At 64.4% G+C, this 24,973-nt stretch carries 18 protein-coding genes and 1 pseudogene; 9 read left to right on the top strand and 10 right to left on the bottom strand.

Annotation, left to right across the window (positions count from 1 at the left end; all coding sequences use genetic code 11):
- The 7 genes and pseudogenes from CQ12_RS31990 to CQ12_RS46900 form a co-directional block, all read right to left on the bottom strand.
- Nucleotides 1-1,490: pseudogene (locus tag CQ12_RS31990) on the bottom strand (hypothetical protein); the annotation flags it as partial.
- 664 nt (nt 1,491-2,154) lie between these two features.
- On the bottom strand, nt 2,155-4,227 hold the full coding sequence (locus tag CQ12_RS31985) for an SWIM zinc finger family protein (RefSeq protein ID WP_057839261.1): 2,073 nt from the start codon (nt 4,225-4,227) through the stop codon (nt 2,155-2,157).
- A gap of 3 nt (nt 4,228-4,230) precedes the next feature.
- Entirely contained in the window at nt 4,231-5,397 is a 1,167-nt protein-coding gene (locus tag CQ12_RS31980) for a VWA domain-containing protein (protein WP_057839260.1), read from the bottom strand.
- Complete coding sequence (locus CQ12_RS31975) at nt 5,394-7,814, bottom strand: DUF5682 family protein (protein WP_057839259.1); 2,421 nt, start codon at nt 7,812-7,814, stop codon at nt 5,394-5,396. The genes CQ12_RS31980 and CQ12_RS31975 overlap by 4 nt, the downstream gene beginning before the upstream one ends.
- 10 nt (nt 7,815-7,824) lie before the next feature.
- Nucleotides 7,825-8,928, bottom strand: coding sequence for an ATP-binding protein (locus CQ12_RS31970; RefSeq protein ID WP_057839258.1), 1,104 nt, complete (start codon nt 8,926-8,928; stop codon nt 7,825-7,827).
- Nucleotides 8,928-12,716: a DUF4132 domain-containing protein gene (locus CQ12_RS31965; protein ID WP_057839257.1), complete on the bottom strand. Its 3,789-nt coding sequence runs from the start codon at nt 12,714-12,716 to the stop codon at nt 8,928-8,930. The genes CQ12_RS31970 and CQ12_RS31965 overlap by 1 nt, the downstream gene beginning before the upstream one ends.
- Before the next feature lie 490 nt (nt 12,717-13,206).
- Nucleotides 13,207-13,833 carry a type 2 periplasmic-binding domain-containing protein gene (locus tag CQ12_RS46900; RefSeq protein WP_057839256.1) on the bottom strand — a complete coding sequence of 209 codons (627 nt, stop codon included), beginning with the start codon at nt 13,831-13,833 and terminating at the stop codon, nt 13,207-13,209.
- A gap of 457 nt (nt 13,834-14,290) precedes the next feature.
- Here CQ12_RS46900 and CQ12_RS31955 point away from each other — a divergent pair, with 457 nt between their 5' ends.
- Both CQ12_RS31955 and CQ12_RS31950 read left to right on the top strand, forming a co-directional pair.
- Nucleotides 14,291-14,716, top strand: coding sequence for a hypothetical protein (locus tag CQ12_RS31955; protein ID WP_057839255.1), 426 nt, complete (start codon nt 14,291-14,293; stop codon nt 14,714-14,716).
- A 458-nt stretch (nt 14,717-15,174) separates the two neighbouring features.
- A complete protein-coding gene (locus CQ12_RS31950) occupies nt 15,175-15,549 on the top strand; it encodes a hypothetical protein (protein WP_057839254.1) in 375 nt (124 codons plus the stop codon).
- A gap of 102 nt (nt 15,550-15,651) precedes the next feature.
- On the opposite strand, the gene CQ12_RS31945 is transcribed toward CQ12_RS31950, so the two are convergent.
- Complete coding sequence (locus tag CQ12_RS31945) at nt 15,652-16,890, bottom strand: polysaccharide deacetylase family protein (protein ID WP_347337453.1); 1,239 nt, start codon at nt 16,888-16,890, stop codon at nt 15,652-15,654.
- Nucleotides 16,891-17,102: 212 nt separating this feature from the next.
- On the bottom strand, nt 17,103-17,849 hold the full coding sequence (locus tag CQ12_RS31940; protein ID WP_245310254.1) for a polysaccharide deacetylase family protein: 747 nt from the start codon (nt 17,847-17,849) through the stop codon (nt 17,103-17,105).
- 153 nt (nt 17,850-18,002) lie between these two features.
- Here CQ12_RS31940 and mgtE point away from each other — a divergent pair, with 153 nt between their 5' ends.
- The 4 genes from mgtE (at nt 18,003) to CQ12_RS31920 (ending at nt 21,698) form a co-directional block, all read left to right on the top strand.
- The gene (mgtE, locus tag CQ12_RS31935) at nt 18,003-19,439 is read left to right on the top strand and encodes a magnesium transporter (protein ID WP_057839252.1); all 1,437 of its coding nucleotides are present in this window, start codon (nt 18,003-18,005) and stop codon (nt 19,437-19,439) included.
- Between the two features lie 118 nt (nt 19,440-19,557).
- Nucleotides 19,558-19,896 (top strand): helix-turn-helix domain-containing protein, encoded by a 339-nt coding sequence (locus tag CQ12_RS31930; RefSeq protein ID WP_057839263.1) that lies wholly within the window; start codon nt 19,558-19,560, stop codon nt 19,894-19,896.
- 108 nt (nt 19,897-20,004) lie between these two features.
- Nucleotides 20,005-20,823, top strand: a complete 819-nt coding sequence (locus CQ12_RS31925; RefSeq protein ID WP_057839251.1) for an aldo/keto reductase — start codon at nt 20,005-20,007, stop codon at nt 20,821-20,823.
- Between the two features lie 119 nt (nt 20,824-20,942).
- On the top strand, nt 20,943-21,698 hold the full coding sequence (locus tag CQ12_RS31920) for a hypothetical protein (RefSeq protein ID WP_245310253.1): 756 nt from the start codon (nt 20,943-20,945) through the stop codon (nt 21,696-21,698).
- A gap of 411 nt (nt 21,699-22,109) precedes the next feature.
- Here CQ12_RS31920 and CQ12_RS31910 read toward each other — a convergent pair whose 3' ends face one another.
- Nucleotides 22,110-22,787: a DUF599 domain-containing protein gene (locus tag CQ12_RS31910; protein ID WP_057839249.1), complete on the bottom strand. Its 678-nt coding sequence runs from the start codon at nt 22,785-22,787 to the stop codon at nt 22,110-22,112.
- A gap of 102 nt (nt 22,788-22,889) precedes the next feature.
- Between CQ12_RS31910 and CQ12_RS31905 the strand changes: the two genes are divergently transcribed.
- The 3 genes from CQ12_RS31905 to CQ12_RS31895 all read left to right on the top strand — a co-directional run.
- Nucleotides 22,890-23,546, top strand: coding sequence for a glutathione S-transferase family protein (locus CQ12_RS31905; protein ID WP_057839248.1), 657 nt, complete (start codon nt 22,890-22,892; stop codon nt 23,544-23,546).
- Nucleotides 23,547-23,839: 293 nt separating this feature from the next.
- On the top strand, nt 23,840-24,043 hold the full coding sequence (locus tag CQ12_RS31900; RefSeq protein ID WP_108517906.1) for a hypothetical protein: 204 nt from the start codon (nt 23,840-23,842) through the stop codon (nt 24,041-24,043).
- Nucleotides 24,044-24,194: 151 nt separating this feature from the next.
- On the top strand, nt 24,195-24,973 hold a 779-nt coding region (locus CQ12_RS31895; protein ID WP_057839247.1), incomplete at its 3' end, for a hypothetical protein.

Raw genomic sequence — 24,973 nt, 5'->3', positions numbered from 1 at the left:
GGCGGGCCCAGCCGCAGCGCCTCGGCCGCGAAGCGTGCCGCGGCGTGATTGCGCGCCGATGTCGCGATGCGCAGCAGCCGCTGCGGCTGGGCATCCCATAGCGCGGGGAACGCTTCCTCACGCTGCGCCGACGCCCGCGCGCCGACATGGCGATGCGTGAGCGCATTGGGATTGAAGCGGCTGGTTTCGGCGGCTTCATGCAGCAGGTGGCTGACGCTCCAGACCCGGCTGAGCGCCTCGGTGGCATGGGGGGCGGGCTGATAGCGGCCGTCGATGCGGACATACTCGGTCCATGTCGCCGGCTTGACGCCGTCGGCGTCGGTGAAGGCGAGGAGGAGCTCACTTGCCATCGCCGTGAAGGCGTCCTGTCCGAGTTCGGCGCGCTTGCGCAGCATGCGCCAGGCGCGCCGCTTGAAGTAGAGCAGGGTCTGGTCGGACAGCGCGATGCGCGGAGTTGCGCTCCGCAATTCCTCGCTGAGCTTCAGCGCCTGGCGCGAACCGGGCACCCAGACGCGGTCGTTATAGACTCGGCCGCGACGGTACATCGGCGTCGCCAGTTCGAACTGCCGCGCCGTTGCGGCGAACAGCGGGCCGTCGTCGGTGAGATCGGCATATTTGAACAGGCGCCGCAGCACCTGAACATAGGGCGGGCGTGGACTCATCGCGCGCACCGCCGCGAGCAGCGTCTTGCGTGCCGCGCCATCGGCGAGCGCATGGTGGGCGAGAGCGATGAGGAACTGATTGGCGAAGCCCGGATGTGCCGAGCTCGCCGCCAGCAGGGCCTGCAGCAGCCCCGCGCCGTCGCCGCGCGTCAGCGCCATCTCGATATCGCGTGTCGCCGCAGTATCCGTCGTTCGCGGCAACGACAGACGTGGCGGCGGCCGCCGCTCGCCCATCAGTTCGCTGGCCAGGGCATAGGCAGCGTAGTCGCGTGTCACGAGACTGACATTGACGTCGGCGCAGCTGCGCAGCAGATCGACGGCGTTCGCGCCGCCACAGCGCGCCAGCGCATACACGAGGCTGTAACTTGCGTTCGCCGCGCCGATCTTCTCGGCGATGGCGGCGAGTTGAGGATAGGCGGGAGCCAGCCGGATCAAGCCGAGGCGCCAGAACAGGCGGTCGCGTTCGTTGTCGGGCCATGCACTACGCGCACAGATCGCGAGCTTCTTGAGTAGCTCCGTGTCGCGTCCATTGGCAGTGGCGGCTGTGTCGAGAACCGCCGGCTGCGGTGCGTCGCCATCGACGCGGCGATAACCGTCGTTGATCTTGGACACCACGACACTGTCGAACAGCTTTTCGGCGGTCGAGCGGGTGACCGGAGACGAAGTCTTCGTTCCATCCCTTAACGACGTGCCGCGACGGCCATATCTGAAATTGACGAGATAGCGTGCATCGACGTCTGCGCGCTCGAGATCGACCAGATCGACTTCATAGAGCTTGTCTGAACGGCCCTCCTTCATCCAGAGGCGAACGGAACGAACGACTTGCATGCACGACCCTGGATTGTCGGGGCGGCCAACATGGCAAGACGGGCGCGCCGGGTCAATGGCGATCGGTGCAACGGAATATGCTGTAGGTCGCAGGCCGTGGAATGACGACGTCGCCGGTTTGACCCATCAGCGATTCGCATCGTGCCGGTATTGGCGGAAAAGCCAAGATCAAGCGCGCCTCACTCAAGCGTCCCGATCCATGGGTTACACCGGCCCGAAAAGCATCCATAGCCGCGAACCGTACCTAACGTCTTTGCCCATCTGAATAACGTACTGAAATTGCAAACGTCATCTCCGCCTTCCGAGTGCACCACCCCCACTTTACGTGTTGATCTTACTCATTTTTTGGTTTGTTTCCCAAGAACGTCACCCGTTCATGGTGGCCGGGGTCGTGACCTCGTCGATGTTGTGCGAGCGCGCCAGGGTGCGGTTGTCAACTGCGCCAACGGACGCGACGTGATCTGCGACATTTGCGGTGTCGGCCCGTGGCTGATGACGATAACTATTGGGACACCGAGGCACGCCTGTTGGCCAAGACGTGCTTCAGGACCCAGCGGCCGTTACCGCACGGACCACAAAGGCGCAGTGCCGAACGGCGAATCGATCTGACGCCAGCGCCGCGCGAACGGATCGGATTGTCAGGCAAAGGCACCGTGGACTAAGGTCACGTCCAGATCTGAAGGCGGCTATTGAAACTCTGCAGCGTGAACAGTCCCTGCGCCGTGGCCAGGGCTGCGGGGGAGGCGTCGTTTCCGCGGCTTGCGATCGTTCGCGAAAACAGTTCGGCAAGCGGCGTCAGCGACGCGAGCTGATAGGTCTTCGCCAGCGGCGTCAGCAGCCTCTCCTGGGCGGAGGCGTGCAGGCCGGCTTCCGCAAAGCCGATCAGCGCATCGACGCCGGTTTGCAGCAGGTGCGACGTCTGGCGCACGACAACGTCGGCCGGCGGCGGCGGTGCGAACTGGGCTGCTCGCCTGCGCAGGCCCGCCATGATGCGGGAAACGACGTCGCCGCCCTGTGCGGGGATTCGATCAGGAAAATCGAGCAACGTCTGGGTCTCGCCCCAGAGCGCGATCGGCTCCAGCACGATCTTCCCGCCATCGGGCCTTGCGATCGCGACGATGGCAAACGGCCGCTTGTTGCCGCCGTCGCCGAGCGCGGCCTCGAGCGCCGCGATGCGGCTGGCGCCGAGCCCACGTCCTTCGTCGTCATGGTCGAGCGAGAGCGAAATCCACGCGCCGCTCATGTCCATCAATGGCCAGCGCAGACGCTGGGTCAGATCGTCAAAGGTCACGGGCGCGATGCGGCTCGGCAGCAGGATGACCGGCTGTGCCGAAAGCGGCGGCGCATCGAGCGAAGGCGCGAAGCAGCGGGCAAGATGGTCGGCAAGGATCGGCCAGGACATATGGGCGAGATCGGCGAGCGGGCCACTGCGATCCCGCGCCCAACCGGCGATTTCCTCCTGGCCCGGCTTGAACGGCTGGATCGCTTCGGCGCGGCTCGTCTGCGACAAGGAGAGCTGGCCGGTGGACGAAGCCTGCGCGCCGGAAAGATGGAAGGTGGCCGACGAAAGCCGGGCCAGCGTGTGGCCCCAGATCGACTGGGTGCGATGGGCCGCGCGCGGGTCGAAGCGCGTGTCGTGGGTGGTGCCCCTGGCCAGCGTGGCCGTGAACCGACGCCCTGTTGCCGGTTCGACGAAATGGCCGGTCACGCCGACCGCGCCGGCGAGCGTCTCGAACAGCGTCGCGCCGAGGCCGATCAGGCCGAGATCGCCGATGGGTTCGTATTCCGCGCGCACCGTACCCGCAAGTCTGCGCAACCGCGCGTCATCGCTGGTGTGCGAAACCGAATAGAGCAGGGCGTGGGCAAAGGCGATCTCGCGCAGCAACTCCACCGGGTCATGATTGACATTGCGCGAGCGGCGCTGCTCCAGCCCCTCGGCGATGCGCCGCAGGCTGGCTGACAGACGCGGCATCGCCTCGGCGCGGCTGGAAATCGCCAGCAGCATCAGCCGCTCTTCCAGCGCGCGCGATGGGACGGCAAACCCTTGCGAATAGGCGCGGCACACCGCGTCCCGCATGGCGGCAAGTAGCGGTCCGTCAGGTACGAACACCTTTTGATCGGCGACAGCTTCCGCCTCGTCGATCTCGATCGTCTCGTGGCCGAAATGGCGGCGCGCCGCGAGGATCGCTGCGGCATGGCCGGCCGCCCGGCGGCGCTCGGGCAGGCCGGAAACGACGGCGCTGAAACCGCCCTCGGCCGGCACCGCGATCTCTATCTCCTCCACGCTCAAGCGCAGCACCACTCTGAGCGAGAGACCGCCGGGGTGGATCGTCGCAGCTTCCGCCAGGGCAAACAGCCGGATGGCCTCGCGCAGGCCAGTCTTGCCGACGGCGCTCAGCAAGGTCTTGCGGTCGAAGGTCGCAAGCCGCGCCGGCCAATCGATCTCGACCGCCGGCGCGGCCGGTTGCTCGCCGGCCTGGGTCCGCAGCGCGAAGACAATCGCGATCTTGTGCCGGCACGTGGTGGCAGCCGGGCAGGTGCAGCGCGCCTTGGCGAGGCCCTTGTCGTCGAGCCGCACCGTGGCGCCCTCGATGTTACAGACGATCTCGTCGGCGCCGATCGTTTCGAACTGCACATTGGCCGCATCGGCGCGCCCGCGGCGAACGATGCCCTTGGAGGCCATGGCCTCCAGGGTGGCGTCGTCAATCTGGGCGTAAAGCGGGATGAGCTTCGACATGATCTAGTCCATGATGCCGACCAGCCATTCCGCGAAGCGGTCGGGCGTCATGGCTGCGATGTGCATGCCGAGGCCTGCCAGCTTCGCGGCGGCGGAGCGGTCGAACACGGCCGCGCCGTCGGTGTCGAGCGCGGCGAGGCCAATCAGCCTGACGCGGGCTTCCGCCAGGCGCCGCACACAGCGCAGCAGGTCGGCGAGCGAGCCGCCTTCCTCAAAGTCGCTGATCAACGCAATGACGGTACGGCTTGGATTGACGACAAGGCTCTCGCAATAGGTCATGGCGCGCGCGATATCGGTGCCGCCGCCAAGCTGCACGGAGAGCAGGAGATCGACCGGATCGGCAAGCTTGTCGGACATATCGACGATCGAGGTATCGAAGGCGACGAAGCGCACGTCGACAGCCGGCAGCCCCGCCAGGATAGAGGCCATCACGGTGGCGTGGATCAGCGAGTTGAGCATCGATCCGCTCTGGTCGACGCACAGGATGATCGTCCATGGCATGCGTCGCTTGTTGCGGGCGACAAAATGCAGCCGCTCGGCGATGACGGCCTTATGCTCGGGGCTGTAGTGCCGCATATTGTCCCTGATAGTGCGGCGGAGGTCGAGATTGGCCGTCGATCGCAGCTTGCCGCGGCGGAAGCGATCGCGCCGGCCCGACAACGCGCGTTCCATCTCGGCCTTCAGTTTCCGCTTGAGCTCCTCGACCACCGTATCGACGACCCGGCGGATCGCCTCGACCAGATTCTTGTCCGCCTTGCCCTTGAAGGCGAGCAGCACCTTCATCAGGTCGAGATTGGGTTGCAGCTTCTGCAGCGAGGCTGGATCGGCGAACAATCCGGCCAGGCCGAGGTCGTTCAGCGCATGGCCCTGAATGGTCTCGAACACCGAAGCGGGAAACAGCCGGCGGCTGTCGTTGAGCCAGTCGGGAATGGTGATCTGGCTCGGATCGAGCGAGCCCTTGCGGCTCGCGCCGCCCAGGCGCAGGCCGCGTTGGCGCGCGCGCTCCGCATAGATGCGTTCGAGCAATTGATCACGGCGCAGCTCTTCAGCCGAGAGGCCTGAACTGCCGAGCTGATTGTCCGCATAGCGCCCCAACGCCATGCGCCAGCGCAGCAGGCGCCGTGTCTGCTCCGGGGACAATTGAGCGGTCTTGTCGTTAGGCGGCGTCATGGCGAGGGCTCCAGCCACGCAGCAAGACCGTCCTGGAGCCATTGGCTGCGCAGCCTTTCGCCGAGAGCCAGGTGCTCCGACAGCACCCGCGCATCCGGGACTTGCTGCAGGATGGCGATGTCGTCTTCGCCGGCCCCATGTGCCGCCGCGACGGCGGCGGCGACCCGATCGGTCTCCTGCGGGCTGAGTTCCGCAAATGCCATGCGCAGTTGCGGCAGCAGCGCGAGAAATCCCTGGTCGTCCACGGCGCCGAACAAACCGTCGATCGCCGCGATGACGCTGCTTTCGTTGACGAACAGTTGCGGCGCCAGCGCCATCACGCCCGAAAGCGTGCGTACGGCATCGCCGGGGCGCTCGAATGCTCCTGCCAGCGCAGCCGACAGACGTCGTCCCGCTTCGGCCTCCTCGATCAGGCCGATCAAGGCGGCAAGCGCGATGACGGCGCCGGTCAGTTGCGGATCGAGCTGGACGGTCATCAGATGCTGCAGGGCATCGCGGAGCGGCTCTGTCGGAAATGGCGGATCGGGATCGGCCATTGCCTCCGCCAGCGCCGCCAAGCAGCCTATCGCTTCACCGACATTGTCGGCGTTGACGGCGGCGAGGTCGTACAGCAACTCGGCGATGCGCCGCGCCAGCCGATCGAGCAGAGGAGGCAGCAGGGATGAGAAAGCCCGGATGCTCGTATCGGACTGCATCATCCTGGCGCGGCTGTTGAGGGCCTGACCGATCACCAGGGCGTTGGTCAGGCGCGCCAGATTGGTGTCCTCGTCCACTGCGACGCCAACGGCGGCAACCAGCGTGTCGGCGGCGCTGCCGATGCCGGCATCGAAGGCGACACTCAACAGGTTGAAGGCCGCCTCGGCGTTGTTGCGCTGGCCTTCTTTCTCGAGATCGGCAAGGCGCCGGATCAGGATCGTGGCGGCAGCATCCCGGACGGTTTCGCCATCAGCCGCCCGTTCGATCAGCGAGGCCTCGACGGCGGGCGACCAGGCGTAGGTCCAGGTCTCCATCAGCATGTCGGCGCGAAAGCCATGCACCCTGTCGGGGCCTTTGTTGCGTTGGGCGAAGGGGGGCGCGACCAGCCGCATGGCGTGCAGAAACCGGCTGGTCTGACCGTGGCGGGGCTTGCGGTAGATATCGAGCTCGCGTGTCTTGGGCACGGCGTCTTCGAGCGACAGGCCGAGAGATTTGGCTTCGCCCCTGGCTCGCTCGACCAATGGAGGCAGCCGGCTGCCGGGCGGCAGATCGCCCAGCCGGTCGCCCTGAAGATATGTCGTGAAGGCGGCCAACAGCGGATGAGCACCGACTTCGATTTCCTCCTTGATCGCCGAAGATCGCAGCGCGTCGAACAGCTCGGTCCGCCCGGGCTCGGACAGCCCGCGCAGCTCGGCAAGGCGCCTTGCCGCCTCGACCATCGAGCGAAGGGTCGGGAACGCGAACGCCAGCGCCGGTTCGTTCGCGATCAGATGCGCGCGAAAGCCAACCAGGATCTCCTCGGTCAGCGAGCTGTTGGCATCATTCGTTCCGGTCAGGCGTTCCCACACCCGCTCGTAGAAGCCCGGCAGTGGAAGACCGGCGCCATAGCCGTTGAGGCGATCGAGGGCGCGGAAGTCGTAGCGAATGAGCCAGGCATTCGAGCGGGTGGCGGCGCCGGCCGGCGGCGGCGTTTCCGGTTTCGCGTCGATCAGCGCGGGCGTGTGAAAGCCGCCTGTCACGACAGCGATCGGTCCGGAGCGAGCTGCAATCGCGTTATCGATGCAGGCGCGCATCATGGTTTCGCGCGCCAGCGTCCCGTCAGCCTGCAATTCATTCTCGTCCGATGCCGCACGCAACGCCGAGCAATAGGCGCCGACGCTGGCAAAGAAGCCGCGCCAGTCGGTGTTGCGAGCGCGCGATTCGAACAAGCCGTCCCATAACGCCAGGCCATCGCGAAAACCGGCTCGTGCGCACATCGCCTCCACATAGGCGCCGCGATCGAACATGGTCTCCCGCATCGGCAGCAGCGGCTGGTCCTGCCTGTCCCGATCGTCCGAGAGCATCGAGGGGTGACGGGACGGCAGGTCGATGAAGCGGACGGTGGCGCCGAGTTCGGTCGCTTGCTGGATCGCGACATATTCGGGCGAATGCCGGCAGATGGGATAATAGGTGGTGCCGCCGCGGCCTTTCTCGCGCGCCTCGCTATCGGGCAACGCCACCATCGCAACCGGCGGTACGACGCCCGGCGCGAGCAACTCGCCGATGAGAGGTTCGAAATCGACCGGCCCCTCAATCAGGACCGCGGCGGGGCGGATGGCGCGCAGCGCCTCGCGCAAGTGCAATGCGCAGGCAGGGGAGTGATGACGGATCGGGAAGAAGTGAAGATTGCGTTCGGCATCAAACAGGCGGATGGCGGTCGCGGCCGGGTCGAGTACGCTCATGCCGTGAGCCTCAGCTCTCGTCTTTCATGGCCTTCACTGCGCCGAGAAAATCCGACCACACTTTGCTGCGGCGGGCGCGCTCCTTGACGATGTGGTCGACATAGGCGCGAACCTTCTTCACGTCCTCCGCATTGTCCTTGACGATGACGCCGTGCAACTGGCGCCCGATATGGCCGCCGCCGACATCGCCATTGCCGAGGAACGCCGCCTCGAGTGCCGCCGCATGGGCGATGTTCACGGCCTCCGCCGTCGACATCACGGCTGACGGTTTTGACAGCGGCACCTGGTCCTTGGTCTGACCGCGGCGCAAATCCTGAAAGGTGGTGACGAGGAGATCGGTAACCTCGTCGGGAAAGTTCACGGCGATGTCGGCCTGACCGAGCCGCTTGTCGACTTCCTGACGGATCAACTCCGTTTCCAGCGCCGGATCGGTCAGTGGCGTCACGGTTTCAAAGTTGAAACGGCGCTTGAGCGCGCTCGACATCTCATGCACGCCGCGGTCGCGGAGGTTGGCGGTGCCGATCACCGAGAAACCCGGTGCGGCGTAGACGCTGGCGCTCTCGCCGAGCTCGGGTACCGCCATCACCTTTTCCGAAAGCACGGAGATCAGGACATCCTGAATCTCCGGCGGGCATCGCGTCAGCTCCTCGATGCGCACGACGCGGCCAAGGCGCATCGCTTCCATTACCGGGGAGGGGACGAGCGCGCGCGGGGTCGGTCCCTCCGCGATCAGCAGCGCATAGTTCCAGCCGTAGCGAACATGATCCTCGGTGACGCCAGTCGATCCCTGCACCACCAGCATCGACGAGCCGCTGATCGCTGCAGCCAGCAATTCCGACAGCATCGACTTGGCCGTGCCCGGTTCGCCCACCAGCATCAGGCCTTGCTCGCTCATCAAGGCGACCAGGGCCCGTTCGACCAGCGCGTCGTCACCATAGAATTTGCGCCTGACAGAGAGCTTGCTGTCGCCGAGGATGAAGCTGCGGACCGCGCGTGCGGAGAGCGCCCATCCCGGCGGCCGTCGCCCCTGATCGGCGGCCTTCAGCGCCGCGAGTTCGTCGGCGAACCGGATCTCGGCGCTGGGGCGCAGTTGCAACGCATTTCGTTGTTCCATTACCAGCCCACCTTGTTGCGCCAGTCCTCGGCAAATCCGCTGCCAGCGCGTGCAATCTGATGAAGGTCGTTCCAGACTTCGCTCAGCAGCACCGGGGGCACCTCGTTGAGCGCAATCTGCACGCCGTATGCTGACCGCCCGCCCTTGCGCGCGCGCACGAACTTGGCCGCAACCAGCGCCACCGCCCGGTTTTCTTCAGGCAGCGGAGAGCCCGTGAACTCGATCACGGCGTTGATCGCAACGCCGGCGAAGGGCTTGATGTATTGCGTGAACCAGCCGCCATCCTCGGCTTGCGCGCGCTCATAGCCGAGCTTCTGCGCCGCGCTGCGCAGCTTGAATGCCTCGATGATGTGGCCGGCCCGGTCGTCGATGGAGTTGCCAACAGCGGTCGTGAGCACCGGGCGGTCGAGCTGATTGAACAGCGGGTCGACCTTGTAGTCGGCGAGATGCTGTTTCCAGGCTTCGCTTTGTTCGGCCGTGAACAGCGAACGGTGCGCGAGCTGGACCGCCGTGAAAGAAGCGGGATCGACGGCATTGTCGCTGCTATCGGTCAGCGACAGATCCTCAAGCGGCCGGAACGCGGCGACGATTTCGCCTTGTGCGTCCAGGCCCAGCCAAACCAGGCGCTGCACCAGCCGTCCGACGATCGGGTGCTCGAGCAGGAAGCGCTGCCAGTCGGCAACCTGCCAGCGCCGACCGACACAGAGCGCCTCGTACAGCCGCTTGGCCTGAAATTCGTGAACCTGCTTCAGTTCCTTCTTGGCGTTCGAGAGCGCCTTCTTGGCTTCCGCGGCACTCTCCTTGTCAGGTCCGTCGCTGACCTGGGGCAGGCTCTTCACCACCTTGCCATCGGGATTGTAGAGCGTGAGCACGTCTTCGGCATCGAGTCTCGCCTGATAGACGCGGCTGCCGATCTCGAGGTCGAGCGTGCCGCGCTCATCGAGACCGGCAGTGGGAATGGTGCGGTCGGCCAGCTCGTCGGTGGTCCAGTTCCGTTCGTCGGCAAGGCGTTCGACCAGCGCTTGCGCCAGCACCTGGACCGCATTGGTGCGATGACGGCGGGCGATCGACAGCAGCAGTTGCAGCGCGGCCGAAGACGTGTTGCCGCTCAGATATTCCGTGAGCGCCTTGACCTGCGCGGTCCTCTTGTAGTGATCGCGCATATAGGTGCGGACCATCTGGACCGCGAAGGTACCTTCCGCGCGTGTCGCGAGCCCGAGGATACCGCGATCGGCCTGGGCGTTGTTCAGATAAACGGCAAATCGCTCGGCACGGAGATCAGCAAATGCTTTCTCATACGTATAGGAACGGTAGAACTCGTTGTCCCAGCGCTTGGCGTAATCCTGATACGTATCGTAGCGCTGCTGGGCATTGGCCTTGGCGTAGGCATTTGCCTCGTCTTCGGTGCAGTGCGTTGCATCGTAGCGCAGGAAACTGCCGAGGATGTGACGGCCGAGCGCCTCGGCACTCTCGGGCGCGAGCTGATCGAGCCAGAGCGAGAACAGCGTATTGCCGCCCGCCTGCGCCAGCTTTCCCGCTGACGCGATCCACCAGCGTGGAACGTCTGACGGCACGGCGCCGCCGCTTGCCCAACTGAGGGCGGGGAGGGTATCGAGCGGAAACCAGCCGATATCCTTGGCCTTCTTGCCTTTGAGGCCGGCGGTGGCTTCCTTGATCAGGATTTCCGGCGAGACGTAGCTGGAGGTATCGACATTGAGCCTGCGCAACGCGCCGAGCACGGCAGCTCGCACCAGTTCGGACTTCTCCTTGCCCAGCGCCTTCTTGAGCGGTTCGATGGCGCTCTCGGCACCGATGGCGCCAAGCATCTGGGCGACGCCGGAGCGGACATCCTGCTTGCTGTCCGAAAGGAACGGCAGCAGGCGTTGCTCGATTCCATCGATCCCGAGCAGCAACGCGCGGGCCGGCTTGTTGACGGATTTCTTCGACGACAGCGCGTGGATCAGGACGGTGTTGAAATAGCGTGCCGGCAATTTCGGGAACAGGCGCAGCAAGCCCAGCGCGTTCAAGATCGGCGGATCGCGAAAATCCGTTGACGCCACTTGCCCGAGCGCCTGGTCCAGCACGTCGAAATGAGCCGCGAGATAGGGCCAGACCGCTTCCGCAGAGAGGTCTTCGGAGATGCCGGTGTTCAGCGCGTGCAAGGCCAGCGCCTTGGGGTCCAGGTTCGGCATCGACGCCGTCACGGTGCGCAGATCGACGCCGTTGATCAGTCGGGCATGAATGGCGGCGGGGATGGCTCCGCGGCCATCCAGCAGATTCCCCAGGAACCAGCGCGGGTTATTTGACACGCATTCTTCCATGGAGCGCGCACGGCAGAGATGCCACAGCGTCAGTTCCGGATTGTTGAACGGCGGATCGGCCGCGGCCTCGCTAAGGTAGGAAGTGAACAGGGAGATGTTGCCAACCTTGGTGACCGCGGCTTCGTTGATCGGCGCGTCCGAGCCCAAAAACGCGCAGTACCGGTCGGCAATGGAGCGGTCGAATGGCTTGGGCGGTGTTGGAGGGTTCGCCTTCCACCAGGCTTTCCGTTGCTCGGCCGTCGCCTGCTCGTAGCTCGCCTTCTGTTGTTCGTAGTACTTCACGGAGTTGGCGTAGACCTTGTCGAGCATGCCGTAGTAACCAGCCTTGACGCTATCGGACAGCGGCGTCGGTTCCGGCAACGCGGCGAGTGGCGGCGAAAGCACTTCTGTGCCGTCGGCGGCGAGGTAGCCGTCGGCGCTATCGCCTTTTAATGTGCGCGTAGTCTTCGCTGCGTCATCGCTGACAAACGCCGATCCCAGCCCGAGCTCGATGACCTTGCGGACGGTCTTCGATGTTTCCTTGGCAAGATGGTTTTCGAGCAGCGGCCGCGCCCGTTCGCCCATGACGAGCGGCAGGATCTGCGCTGCCTGCGCACGCGCCGTCGGGTTGCCGTCGGCCAGCGTCTGGGTGGCGCTTGCGGCCAACGTTTCGGGCGGTGAGGCGAGCAACGCGTTCTGGGCCGCCTCGCGAACGGCCTTGCTGGTTGTCAGCAGGTACTGCTGGTAGATGAAGTGAAAATACTCGTCCTTGACCAGGTCGAATTGCTTCAGGATGTGAATGACAATGGCCTGGCCCGGGCGGTCGTATTTTGCAAAGGCCGCCATGACCGCCTGCTTCTCCGCGAGCAGGCCGCCCTTGAAATCAAACTTCGATCCGATGTCGTGGCCGCTAAGGTAATATTGGTTGACCTTCTCCAGAACGAGCAGGTCCAGCGCGAAAACCGTCGCGCTGTCTTCAGCATCGCGCCAGCTCAGAACCGTATTGAAATCGGTTGCCAGCTTCGTCTGCAGGCCGAGCTCGTTCTGGGCAAAAAGCCCCCGAAGCCACGATGGGCTCGGTCCCTGATGCGAGAACATGCCCCAGCGCGCGCCCTTGTGAGGCAGCGCGAGCACCTCGAAATAGCGACGTATCCACGTCGCTTCGGGTCCATGTTGACGCCCAAGAACATTGCTGCGCGCCTTCATCGCGCTCTCCGCCTCTTTCTGGGCGGCAGTCGTCGGAGTCGCATAATAATGATAGCGGCCGAGGGCATTCTGGACGGCGTTTGCCTGTTGCTCGATCTGAAGCAGCACGGAGCTGCCTTCGCCCGTCAGGACATAGGCGATGGCGCGCTTCGCGAGATCCGGGCTGACCGTCTCCAGCCGCTTGAGGTCCGTTACGATTTCCCTGGCCGTGGCGTTGTCGGCCTCTGTCGTAATTCCTGCCGGTTTGCCGACGCCGATCACCGATTTGAGAAAGTCAAACATGCATGAATTTCTTGATTGAGGCCGACGCTGGGATCAGCGCGGCTTGATGAAAGCGTCTCGCAAGCCGGTAGGATCGATTCGGATCATGGTAGCGGCCGCAGATCACGGCTGCACGAATAATCAATTCAACCAGAGTTGGAGCAGACCGGGCGAGCTGCAATATCGACGGCATTCCGCAATATCATTTAAAGAACATGGCTCAATTCCGGTCCGAGGCTTTAGGAATATCGCAAGGCTCCCAACCGCCTTTGCGATAGACACGAGACTGGACTTCCCGCTCCGGCCCGCAGCCTGCCGTTGGGACGAGTTGCCGCGCTCGAGCGCCGGCGCCGAGATACAGCGCCGTCTGCCATCTAGACAAGCCGTTGAAGTTGCTGACGTCTTCTTTTCCCTTTGAGCGCGCCACCCCCGGAGATCAGCTTTGTTCTTGTTGGTTTTTTGGCTCCGCCTATCGCGTCGCGGGCTGCTGAATCTCCGAGGGACAAATCTGTCACGGCTTGGGCTGGCTCAACCGAGGTTTGAGCGGGACTTGAAAGGTCCTGTATCGCGCGAGCTCCGGAAAACTATCCGCGGCGCCGGCAGAGACCAGCCCGACGATGGCGGCCGGAACTTCTTTGCTGACCAGCCGATTGATCGCCGTGGTTTGGCCTTTGCTCACCTGGACCTCGAGCGCGCCCGCCGCCGCTATCGCGGACCGGACGCGGCTGATCGACTGTTCGGAATATCGATCGTCGATCGCAATTGTCTTGCCGGTCAGGTCGGACACCGACGTGACGTTCGTATCAGCCACGAGGATGGCCACGAGCGAGTCCAGCGACGCGTCCAGCGTCGGGACCGACATTCGCTCCGCAACTGCAGAAGCCGCCGCCATCTGCTCCTCAATCGTGCGGGCCTGCAGAGCGTCGGTCGTTGACTGCGGATCGGTGGCGCGTGCTGATGTCGCTTGTGCGGCAAGGGCATTGCCCGTCGTCTGCTGGCTTGTTTGCGGCGAAGGAAGCGGTATCGGAACGGGAGAAGCGGCTTTCGCCGCGACCTTGATTGGCCTCGGTGTCCGACGGACTTCATGGTGCGCGTGGGATCGCGGCGGCATATCGCTGCGCGAGGCGACGGCAGGCATCGGTCTGATTGCGGCAGCATCGCCGTCATGCGCTTCAGGCTCGATCGGAACATGAACCGCGGTCAGGCAGGCCAGCGGGTTCAGTCCAACGCATGATGGCTGGGCTGGTTGTTGGCTACTGCAACCGACCAGGGTCGTAGCCATCGCGCAAACAAGAAGAAGCGTCCTCAATCGATCCTCCTGAAGAGGTTGAGTTCGGCCCCGCAATTCTTGCGGCTTTGAAGGATGTTGCGCTGGAACCTCAATCAATGAAGCAAAACTGTTAATCGCCCCTTAAGTGCAGGCCGCGCGGCGGCGGCCTGCACGGCGTGGCGTCGCGTGAACAGAGTCACTTCGGCACGACTCGTGCATTCACACGTTCGCCTTTTAGTTGCTTTCTTTGACTCAGGTTTCCGCCACGAATCGGTCGCTATGCTCACGCGTTGGGGGTTGTTCATTGAGTTATGGAGAATTACCGATGGCGAGTGTCGAACGACTACACAGAACTGCGCCGCTGGATTTAGCCAAGCTTGAAGAGGACGTCGTAGGGAACGTTCCTGCGATCAGGGTGGCTCCATCCGGGACGATGCCTGACTATGTCGAGCATGAAGAGGGCGTTACGCGCGTCGGCGCACTCTCGGCCGAAGCCGTGGTCCGTGACTACGAAGCCGCCGCGAAGGAAATCGAAGCCATGGGCGCCGAGCTGATCAACGCGGCGAAGAGATGCGAGGCAATGACCGCCGAAGTGCATAATGCCATTGCCTTCATGCGCGATACCGCAACGTCGTACCGCGAGGAAGCCAAGAAGATTTTCAAGCGCATCGAGGAGTGCTCTATCTTTACCGAGCAGGTGCGCAAGACCTGCGAGAGCGTCAAGCTCAAGATGATCGACGGCAAATTGTAGCCGCCGTGAGATATCAGGAACATCGATCAGATTTGCCGTCCCGACGGGGGCCATGAGTTTCCAATAGCGTGTGTGAATTGCGGTACACGTCCGCGCCGCGAATCAGCTTAGTTTGTAGTCCTCCCTAGACCTGCACCCGTCGCAAATGGCGGGTTCTCTTTCTGATGTCAGGTAGTCGCTGAGAGCGCCGCTGCGGTGGCCGCAGCCCTGATCGGCAGGATCGTACCCGTATCACAAGTAGCGGTGTCGGCTTCGTACAATCGGCAGCGAGGGCTGTGCGTGTCCGCAATGACACGGCGCGCAACTCCTTTGGAGGCGGGGGCGGGTTGGATGCCCTACCGTCGCACCGTTCGCGTAGAGTGCGCCAGCCCGCCGGCCGGTGATTCCGAATCCGTGCGCCTGCCGCAGTTCGGCGCTTCCAAGAGTTCGCGCTACTTGAGACCACCCGGAGCATCTTCATGCTGTTTCTGAGCTATGCCTATCGATTCCTCTCCAACTTCGTGTTCCTGGCGCTGGTCTATTTCGCTCTGAACTTCCTCGAAAAATATCAGCACCGCGTGGTCGTCGCGGTCCTGGTGCTGGTCTATGCCGGCATGCATGCGGCGTCCGCGCTGCGCTCGTTTCACTTCTTCCAGCGCATCGAGCGGCTGGAGCTGGAGGCGCGCCGTCTGGTGGCGGCGCTGGGCGAGGGGCCGAATTCGACCTCGACGCGCAAGCAGGTCATCTCCGAGGTCAGCGGGCTCCGCCATGCCGGCGAGATAAAGGCCTATATCGACCTGCTGTTTCTCGCCATCGTCATCCTGCTCTGCCTCGCCAAGATCGTGACGAACTGAGTTGGCCGGATTGCGGGCAGCACGAGGGGGCAGGCGTCAGGAAAATGCATCGAAACAAATGATTGGAGCGCGGTCCTGATCCCTTCGATCAGGACCGGCCGATCAGCGCTTCTTCAGGCCGGCCACCCGGACCGAGCGCCCGTTCTTTCTGGGCGCGGTTGCCGCTCCCTGTGGGATTGGCGCGGCCTGAGCGGCTGATGCCGGCGGTTGTGCCGCTGTCGTGTGCCCGTGGCGGTGCGACTTGCCGGCCAGCTTGGCGGAAACTTCAGTGGCCCGGGCATTGGCCGTGTCGACGCGGCGCACGGGCGAGGTCAGCATCAACGGATCCGGAATCCTGAAAACGCTCGCGGCCGGCACCGGCAGCGTGGCCAGCACGCTGGTCGGCGGCAAGGCGATCTGCCGTGGCCACAGTGCGATCAGCGGCAAGGGAACGGCGCGTCCCCGCCGTTGTGCGCGCGCAACGGCATCCGGATTGCGCCAGACAAGATCGGACAAGGCCGGGACAGGAAGCGCGGCCGGGCCGGCCGCAGCGAATTTCGGAACCTTCGGCCAGCGCGAAATCGCCACCGTCTCGGACGGCGGATGCAGCAGCCATTGCTGCGGCTCGGTCGGCGTCGCCGGCCGGCCTGGCGTCGCCGGCACCACATGGACGATGCGATAGCCGCGCACCTTCATTTCGTGCAGGATTCTCGGCAGCGCCGTCACCGTGCGCGGCTGAATGTCGTGCAGCAGCAGGATGCCTTTGCCCTTTTGCTCCAGCCGCTGCATCGCAAGCTCATAGACGCGACTGGCAGAGACGTCGCGCCAGTCGTCGGCCGGGAAATCGGCGCTCCAGAGCTGAAGTCCCTTGGAAGCGGCGAATGCCTCGATCTCGTCGGTGCGGCGCAGGCCGGGAATGCGCAGGAACGGCGCCGGGGCGGTGCCGTCGCCGAGCGCCGCGGTCACCGATGCGATGCCTTGTTCGATCTCCTGTTTGGAGCGGTCGAACGGCAGGCGGTCCATGCCGCCAGGATGATTCTGGGTGTGGGTTGCCACCGTGTGGCCGGCATCGCGTACCTTGCGCACGCCTTCCGGATTGGCGCTGGCCTGGCTCCCGACCATGAAGAAGGTCGCCTTCGCGCAATGCGCGGCCAGAATATTGAGGATCAGGTTGCTGTATTTCGGCAGCGGGCCGTCATCGAAGGTCAGCACCACCTCACGGTCCTGCAGCGGCAGCGTCTTGCCATATTGCATGGTGCCGATGATGGGGTAGGCGCGCGGATCGACCACGATGGTGCGCGACGTGCCGATGGCGTCGGGATGGCCTTTGCAATCGGCGGACGGCGCAGCCTGTGCGGCCACGGAGGTTACGAGGCCCACGCACAAGGCGGTCCACGACCACCGCAGCTCCCCAAATAGGCTAGCGATCATTGAACCCCGGCTTCATTCCAAGAGCACGCAACGGCTTACAACTGGCATCATGAATGCCGTCTTAATCATCTGAATTCCAGACTTAATTTGGCCATGGCGCCCGATCGGGGCGCAAGAACCGCGGTGGCCAAACAGATCGTGATCTATTGTGCTTTGCCGGACACGGTTTTGGCATCCGCCGGAACCAGGTGAACCACGCGGTAATGGTTGTCGCGGAGATAGCGCAGGAAGGCCGGCAGCATGGCGGCGGTCTGCCCCTTCGGATCGTGCAGCAGGATGATGCCCTTGCGGGCGAGCTGTAGCCGCTCGGTGAGCAGCTTCAACTGCTGGGCCGGCGTCATCGGATTCCAGTCGCTGGCCCAGAGGTCGGCGCCGAACACGGCGATGCCGCGCTTCTGCAAGACCTCCAGCGTGGCCGGTGACATTGCAAAATAGGGGAAGCGAAAGAACGGTGTGCTTGGGGTCGTGGTGGCTGTCCCGTGCAGCGCCGCTTCGACCGCGGCAATACCCTTGTCGATCTCGCCGATGGCCGCTTCCGGCTTCATGAATTTCAGATTGCGGTGGCTCCAGGTGTGGTGGGCGACGGTATGACCCTCCGCCGCCATTCTTCGCACCCATCCGGGATGGGCGGAGGCCGACCTTCCGATCAGGAAAAAGGTGGCGCGCACGCATTCCTGCGCCAGCGCCGCAAGGACCTTCTGGTCCGTCGCAGGCCATGGCCCGTCGTCGAAGGTCAGCACCACCTCGCGGTCTTGCAGCGGCAGCGTCTGTGGAAAGCTCTTGAGGCCGACGCGCGGGTAGGTAGCGGCGTCCACCGCGAGAACGCGCGACGTGCCGAGCGCGTCCTTGCGAGGACATTCGGCGGCCGATGCCGCCGCAATGAAGGTCATCAATGTCGCGACTGCCACGCACAGCGCCGCGGTGAATTTTCGCATCATTTGCGGTTGGCGATATTTGGCATTGCGCATGGCGCAGCCGATTGGGTAATGCGGGGCGATAGCTCAGACATTTCTCTCATTCTGTCAAACCGGCGAGGGCGCGGCATGGCCGAGAATATCGACATTGCCCAAGCCGCCGAAGCGCGGCTCACAGAAGGCTCGCTGCTCGACCATCTCCCGATGCGGGATGAGGAGGGGCAGCTCCGTCACGAATTCGTCGAGGAGATCGCGCGCGCCATTCATGCCGCCGACCGGCCCCTGCTGTGCGAGGTGGTGGCGGAACTGCACGAGGCCGATCTCGGCGATTTGATCGCGGCCCTCGAACCCGAGGACCGCGTCACCCTCGTCGAAATCACCGGCACCGATTTTGACTTCTCGGCGCTCAACGAGGTCGATGACGCCGTCCGCGAGGAGATCCTCGAGGAGCTCGAGCCGGAGACGGTCGCCGAGGGCGTTCGCGAACTGGAGTCCGACGACGCCGTCCAACTGCTCGAAGGCCTCGACCAGGAGGACAAGGAAGAGATCCTCGACAAGCTGCCACCGGCCGAGCGCGAGCCGCTGGAGCGCAGCCTGCTTTATCCGGAGAATTCCGCAGGCCGGCGGATGCAGTCGGAATTCATTGCGGTGCCGCCGGACTGGACCGTCGGCCAGGCCATCGACTACATGCGCGATACCCCCGATCTGCCCGACCGGTTTTACGAGATCTACGCGGTCGATTCCGACAAGCACTGGCAGGGCGCGGTTTCGCTCGACACGCTGCTGCGCGCCCGCCGGCCGGTACAGCTTTCCGAACTGATCGAGGAGGACCGCCGTCGCGTTTCGGTGCTCGACGACCAGGAAGAGGTCGCGCGGATGTTCGGCAAATATAATCTGGTCGCCGCTCCCGTCGTCGATACCACCAACCGGCTGGTCGGCGTCATCACCATCGATGACGTCGTCGACGTCATCGAGGAAGAGGCCGACGAGGACCTCAAGGCGCTGGGCGGCGTCACCAGCGACGAAGAACTGTCCGACAATGTCTGGACCATCGCGCGCGCCCGTTTCAACTGGCTGCTGGTCAACCTCGCGACCGCGTTTCTGGCATCCTCCGTGCTCGGCCTGTTCGAGGGCCAGCTCGAGAAGATGGTAGCGCTGGCGGTGCTGGCGCCGATCGTGGCGAGCCAGGGCGGCAACGCCGCGACCCAGACCATGACGGTGGCGGTGCGGGCGCTGGCCACCCGCGAACTCGGCTCCAACAATGCGTTCCGCGTCGTCATGCGCGAGGCCATGGTCGGCCTCGTCAACGGGCTCGCCTTCGCCGTCATCACCGGCGTCGCCGCGGTGGCATGGTTCAAGATCCCGGGCCTCGGCGTCGTGATCGGCCTCGCCATCATCTGCAACCTGGTAGCCGGCGCGCTCGGTGGCATCCTGATCCCGATGGTGCTGGAACGGGTGCGCGCCGATCCGGCGGTGGCGTCAGGGACCTTCGTCACGACCATCACCGACGTGGTCGGCTTTTTCTCGTTTCTCGGCATCGCCACGCTGTGGTTCGGGCTGAAGTAGCCGAGCGTTTTCAAGTGGCTGCCAGCTCGTGTGAAGAAAACGCGTCAGGCAAGCGCCGCATTTATCGTTAAGCGGACCTTAAGGCGCTTGGCCGATGATGGTGGCCCACGAGGTCAACATGCAGCGCTTGCGGCTGAAAGCGGATGGACGGATTGTCGAGCTGCGGGACGGGCAGGAGTTCCCGCTCGCGCCTTCGATACCCGGGCCCGAGACCGCGCCTGCCGTCCCGGAGGCGAACGAGACAGCGCCGCTGCCGGCGGTGCGCGATCTACGCCGCCGTGCCCAACTGACGCAGCTCGAATTCGCGGCAAGGCTTGGCGTGCCCGTCGAAACCATCCGGAACTGGGAGCAGGGCAAGCGTGCGCCGCGGGGACCGGCGCGGGCGCTGCTCGCCGTGATCGCGCATTCACCGGACACCGTTTTCGCAGCGCTGGCCACGGAGCCGTCGCCCGCCTAGTGCTGCGTTTGACGCGTTTTCTTGCGCGATGCCTTTCGCGTCGAACCGCTATCTGTTGGCACGGCTGTTCCCGCAGCCCATAATGCGGCCGGTCCGCGGATACAACCAATGCTGTTTGTCGAAGCCAATGGCGCAAGAATTCCGGCGATCGGGCTGGGCACCTGGGAGTTGCGCGGGCGCACCTGCGCGCGGCTCGTCGAGCAGGCGCTGCGGCTCGGCTACCGCCACATCGACACCGCGCAGATGTACGACAACGAACGCGAGGTCGGCGAGGGGCTGCGGGCGGCGGGCGTGAAGCGCGATCAGATTTTCCTCACCACCAAGATCTGGCCATCGCATTTCGCGCCCCATGATCTGGAACGCTCCGCCAAGGAAAGCCTGGTGCGGCTGCGCCTGACCGAGATCGACCTGTTGCTGCTGCACTGGCCGAACCCGCAGGTGCCGCTGGTGGAGACGCTGGGGGCGCTGGCACGGGTCAGGCAGCAGGGGCTCGCCCGCCATATCGGCATATCCAATTTCACGGTGGCCCTGATCGAGGAGGCGGTGGCCGCCTGTCCGGAGCCGCTGGTCTGCGACCAGGTCGAGTATCACCCCTATCTCGACCAGACCAAGGTGAGGGAGGCCTGCGCGCGTCACGGCATGGCGCTGGTGGCCTACAGTCCCGTCGCCAAGGGCCGCATCAAGAGCGACCGTGCGCTGCAGCGGATCGGCGAGCGTTACCGCAAAACGGCGGCGCAGATCTGCCTGCGCTGGCTGGTACAGCAGGGCGTTGCGGCTATCCCGCGCACCTCGAAACTTGAGCGGCTCTCGGAGAATATCGAGATCTTCGATTTCGAGCTGTCGGACGAGGAGATGCAGCAGATATCCGACATGGGCAGCGCCGGCGGCCGGCTGACCGATTTTGGCTTCGCGCCGAAATGGGATTGAGCAGCCGCGCCGCCCGACGCTATGCTGGCGGATATTGTGGAAATAGCTGACTTCGTTTCGATCCGATGGACCTGCGGCGGATCATACCTTCTGAGATCACGGCGTCGGCGATCGCGCACGTGTCGCTGCTGACGCTTCTGCTGCTGTTTTCGGAGGTGCATCCGTTCGGCACGGTGACCGCCGAGCAGATCCCGGTCGAGATCGTGACGCCGCAGGAGATTCCAGATCAACCGAAGCCGGCCGACCAGGCCGTCGCCGAGACCAGGCCCGAACCTGCGCCAATCCCAAAGCCTGATCTTGCGGTGCCGGACAGGACCGCCGCTGCCAACGCGCCGCCGCCGTCAGGACAGCTACAGCCGCAACCGCAGGCCGAACTGGTGCAGCCGGCGGCTCCTCCGCCATCGCAACCGGCGGCGTCGTCCTACAAGCCGCCCGAGCCGGACGTCTCGATCAAGTACCAGGTGCTGCTTGGCCTGCCGCCCGAACTTTCGCCGCTGCCCTCGGCCACCGCGCCCGGGCGCAGCACGGGTGACGACGATTTTGACGGGCCGGCGATCGAGAGCGCTAAAATCGCGAGCTCGCTGATCGCGGAATTCCGCCGGCACCTCAAGACCTGCTCGAAGCTGCCGGCTTCGCTGTCGGACGCCGACAACGTCGAGGTCAAGCTGCGCGTGCTGATGGCGCCGGACGGCAGGCTCGCCGCCGCCCCGATCCCAATCGAAGGCAAGGCCTCGATGAAGGCGCTGTTGCTGATGCAGGAAGCAGTCCGCGCGCTGCAGGCCTGCCAGCCCTACGCCATGCTGCCGATGGACCGCTACGGCGAATGGAAGGTGCTCGACCTCAGCTTTACGCCGCAGGATTTCAGCGCCTCCTAGCGCGATCATGCCGGCCCGGGAGAGGCGTAGGTCACCCTCTTGGGGGCAAATGGAACTCCGATCGGCGAAACGAGAGCACCGGCCGGACGTTGATAATCGACCAGGAGACGCCGGAGCCTTCGGCCGGCGGCAGCTCGCGGCCATTCACGGGCGGGAGACGAGCATGACACTCATATGGCTTGGTGTGCTTCTTGTTTTCGGTGGGGTATTGCAGATGGCGTTTCAGCCGATCTGGCATGGTCGACTAAGCGGTAGAAGGCGACTTCGCACCGGACAGCCCAGCGGCACCCTGGAACCCGAAAGACCGGCCAGCGGTTTCGGACTCAAATCGAACTGGCCCGGTCTTGTGCTGCTTGCGCTCGGCGCCGCTTTCCTGCTTGCCGGGGCTACCGTCTGAATTTTGGAAGTGCTCTAGCTCCCCATCGCCCGCCAGGCGTTCGATGCGAACTGCCGCCGCCAGGTGACGACGACGACGAGCGCGGTCGTCGCCAGCAACAGCCAGGGGCTGACGAACCAGCCGAGATAGCCGAGCGCGAAGAAGAACGCGCGCTGGCCGCGGTTGAAATGCCGTCCCGCCGCCTCGAACAGGCGCGTCGTGCGCATCACATGGGCTTCCGCTTCCGCGGTGTCGCGCTGCGACGAGGGCGGCATCGCGCCGAGCAGGATCGCGACATAGTTGAACAGGCGATACGACCAGGCGAATTTGAAGAAGGCATAGATGAAGATCAGGATCAGCCCGACGCATTTGATCTCCCACAGCGCGGGCGAGGGGGTGAGGTCGACCGGCAGCTCACGCAACACGGCGAGCGCATCGTTGGTCGCGCGCAACAGCGCCAGACCGCCGCCGATCGCGATCAGGCTGGTGGAGGCGAAGAAGGCGGTGCCGTTCTGCAGCGAGGCCATGATCTGCATGTCGACCATCCGCGCCTCGCGGTCGAGCATGTTGCGCACCCAGACCTCGCGATAGGCATTCATGCGTGCCGACAGGCTGTCGCGGCCGTAGGCCGTGTGTTCGAGCGTGAAGCCGTAGGCCAGCCATTCGACGACGAAGAAGGCGACGGCGGCGATATCGACCCAGTAGGCGCCCATGTGGCGGCATCTCCGATCATGCTTGCGGCATCGTGATGTACAGGTTGAACGCGTGCAGTGCACTATGGCAAGATGCCGGCTCCAACAGGATTTTTCCCGCAAATGTTGAAACTGGTCATCGGCAACAAGAACTACTCGTCATGGTCGATGCGGCCGTGGCTGGCATTGCGCGCCAACGACATCCCCTTCGAGGAAGTGTTCATCCCGCTCTATACCGACGACAAGGCGGACAAGGACCGGATCCTGAGCTTTTCGAAGGCGGGCAAGGTGCCGGCGCTGATCGACGGTGACCTCACGGTGTGGGATTCACTTTCGATCATCGAATATCTCGCAGAGAAATACCCGCAGGCGAAGCTGTGGCCGGAGGATCGCGCCCGCCGGGCGCATGCGCGTTCGATTTCGGCGGAGATGCATTCCGGCTTCATGCCGCTGCGCAATGAATGCGGCATGAACCTGCACCGTCCGGTCGGCGCCGTCGATCTGTCCGATGGCGCTCGCGCCAACGTGGCGCGCGTTCAGGAGATCTGGGCTGATTGCTATCGCCGTTACGGCAACGAAGGACCGTTTCTGTTCGGCGCCTTCGGCGGCGCGGACGCGATGTTCGCTCCTGTGGTGCATCGCTTTCGCACCTATGCGATCGAGGCGAAAGACGATGCACGGCATTACTTCGATGCGATGATGTCGCTGCCGGCGTTCCAGGAATGGACCCGCGCCGGCCTTGCCGAAACGCTCGTCATCGAGAAGTTCGAGGCGGTCTGATTTCGGGCGCGAGCCTGCGCTGGATTAGCGGGGCTCGGCGGCCCGCGGTATTCGATTAATCCGGGGCCAGCTGTCCTATAATGGGAAGGGCGACCTCGGTGCGGGGGAACCGGGTTTCGCCGGGGAACCCCAGGGATTGCCGGTTATCGCCCTGAAAAACATGCCGAATTGGCGTATTGGCCATGCCTCGATGCCGCTGGCTTTTGGGCCGGCGGCTGTGCTAGGTTGTCGCGGGGTTCTCAAGTCGGCCGAAAGCTAGCGGGACCGTGAGCGCGGCCGGCGTTCTTTGCGTAATGGAGAGGGCGTTGAAGCATAAGTACTCCGTTGGAGAGACTGTCTATTTTACTGCCAGCAACGTTGCCCGTCCGGCCGCCAGCGGCACCTATGAGGTGATACGGCTGCTGCCGACCGATGGCGACGACTGCCAGTATCGCATCAAAAGCTCGACCGAAGCCTTCGAACGGGTAGCCAAGGAAAGCCAGCTCGCGATTTCCTGAAACAGTTGTGTGCAAGCGGCCGGCTGACGGGGTTCCATTGTCGCCGCCGTCAAAAGGCCCCGTTCGCAGAACCATTCTGCCGAAAAGCGAATGCGACAAAGACGCATTCGGCTTTCGATAGCGTTTGATGCTGCGCTAGGGGATACCGCGCATGAACTGGGCATGGGCTGCTTCGCTGGATCAGATCTGGCACTCGCCGAACCTTCCATTCTACCTGACGCTGGCGACCGCCGGATTTGTCGGGATCATCGTTCTGATCACGCTGCTGCGCTCGGAGAGATCCATGGCCAACGGCGTGCTGGCGCTCATCACGCTGCTCGCGATCGGCGTTGCGGGTGTCGTGGCCCTCCGCGGCGTCGGCGCGGCAAGCCCGGTTCAGTCGGCGGAGGCGCCTCGGCCGGTCCCGACCGCCACCGCCGCCTTGCCGCAACTTTCCTGTATCGACGAGCTAGCCGGTGATGCCGTCCTCTCCGCATGCGAGAAGACGCTGTTCGGTTCGGCCGAGTCAGTGGCTGCGGCCGTGGCCTATGCAGCCTCGCAGATCACGTTATTGACCTCGCTCGGCGATGTCGCCACCGCGAACAAGGGCGCCGGCTCGGACCTGCAGGCGCTGCGCCGCGCCGTCGAGCGCGACCGTTACGGGCTGATGGCCTATGTGCTGATGGTCCGTGACCGCTGTACGCCGGCGGCCTGCCGCGCGTTCCGCTCGCTGACCGACACGCGCCAGATCGCGGCCAACATGGAAGAGCGCCTCTACGAAAACCTGATCATGCGCTACGCGGCCTCATGGAACGCGCCTACGCAGACCGCAGCCGGCATGATGGCGGCGCTGCCGCCGTCCATGCCGACAGGGAAGCCGACCAATGCCGAATTCCCGACCTCAGCCTCCACGCCGCCGGTCAGCATCATGAATCCCGAGCCGCCGGTGAA

The organism is Bradyrhizobium jicamae (assembly GCF_001440395.1).
Classification (GTDB): domain Bacteria; phylum Pseudomonadota; class Alphaproteobacteria; order Rhizobiales; family Xanthobacteraceae; genus Bradyrhizobium; species Bradyrhizobium jicamae.
The sequence above is the reverse complement of the archived record's forward strand: the minus strand, read 5'-3'. Positions and strand labels throughout refer to the sequence as shown.

Coding starts and splice junctions, on each gene's coding strand:
- CQ12_RS31985 (WP_057839261.1), bottom strand. CDS start 4,227: ATGTCGAAGCTCATCCCGCTTTACGCCCAGATTGACGACGCCACCCTG.
- CQ12_RS31980 (WP_057839260.1), bottom strand. CDS start 5,397: ATGACGCCGCCTAACGACAAGACCGCTCAATTGTCCCCGGAGCAGACA.
- CQ12_RS31975 (WP_057839259.1), bottom strand. CDS start 7,814: ATGAGCGTACTCGACCCGGCCGCGACCGCCATCCGCCTGTTTGATGCC.
- CQ12_RS31970 (WP_057839258.1), bottom strand. CDS start 8,928: ATGGAACAACGAAATGCGTTGCAACTGCGCCCCAGCGCCGAGATCCGG.
- CQ12_RS31965 (WP_057839257.1), bottom strand. CDS start 12,716: ATGTTTGACTTTCTCAAATCGGTGATCGGCGTCGGCAAACCGGCAGGA.
- CQ12_RS46900 (WP_057839256.1), bottom strand. CDS start 13,833: ATGCCTGCCGTCGCCTCGCGCAGCGATATGCCGCCGCGATCCCACGCG.
- CQ12_RS31955 (WP_057839255.1), top strand. CDS start 14,291: ATGGCGAGTGTCGAACGACTACACAGAACTGCGCCGCTGGATTTAGCC.
- CQ12_RS31950 (WP_057839254.1), top strand. CDS start 15,175: ATGCTGTTTCTGAGCTATGCCTATCGATTCCTCTCCAACTTCGTGTTC.
- CQ12_RS31940 (WP_245310254.1), bottom strand. CDS start 17,849: ATGACCTTCATTGCGGCGGCATCGGCCGCCGAATGTCCTCGCAAGGAC.
- mgtE (WP_057839252.1), top strand. CDS start 18,003: ATGGCCGAGAATATCGACATTGCCCAAGCCGCCGAAGCGCGGCTCACA.
- CQ12_RS31930 (WP_057839263.1), top strand. CDS start 19,558: ATGCAGCGCTTGCGGCTGAAAGCGGATGGACGGATTGTCGAGCTGCGG.
- CQ12_RS31925 (WP_057839251.1), top strand. CDS start 20,005: ATGCTGTTTGTCGAAGCCAATGGCGCAAGAATTCCGGCGATCGGGCTG.
- CQ12_RS31910 (WP_057839249.1), bottom strand. CDS start 22,787: ATGGGCGCCTACTGGGTCGATATCGCCGCCGTCGCCTTCTTCGTCGTC.
- CQ12_RS31905 (WP_057839248.1), top strand. CDS start 22,890: ATGTTGAAACTGGTCATCGGCAACAAGAACTACTCGTCATGGTCGATG.
- CQ12_RS31900 (WP_108517906.1), top strand. CDS start 23,840: ATGGAGAGGGCGTTGAAGCATAAGTACTCCGTTGGAGAGACTGTCTAT.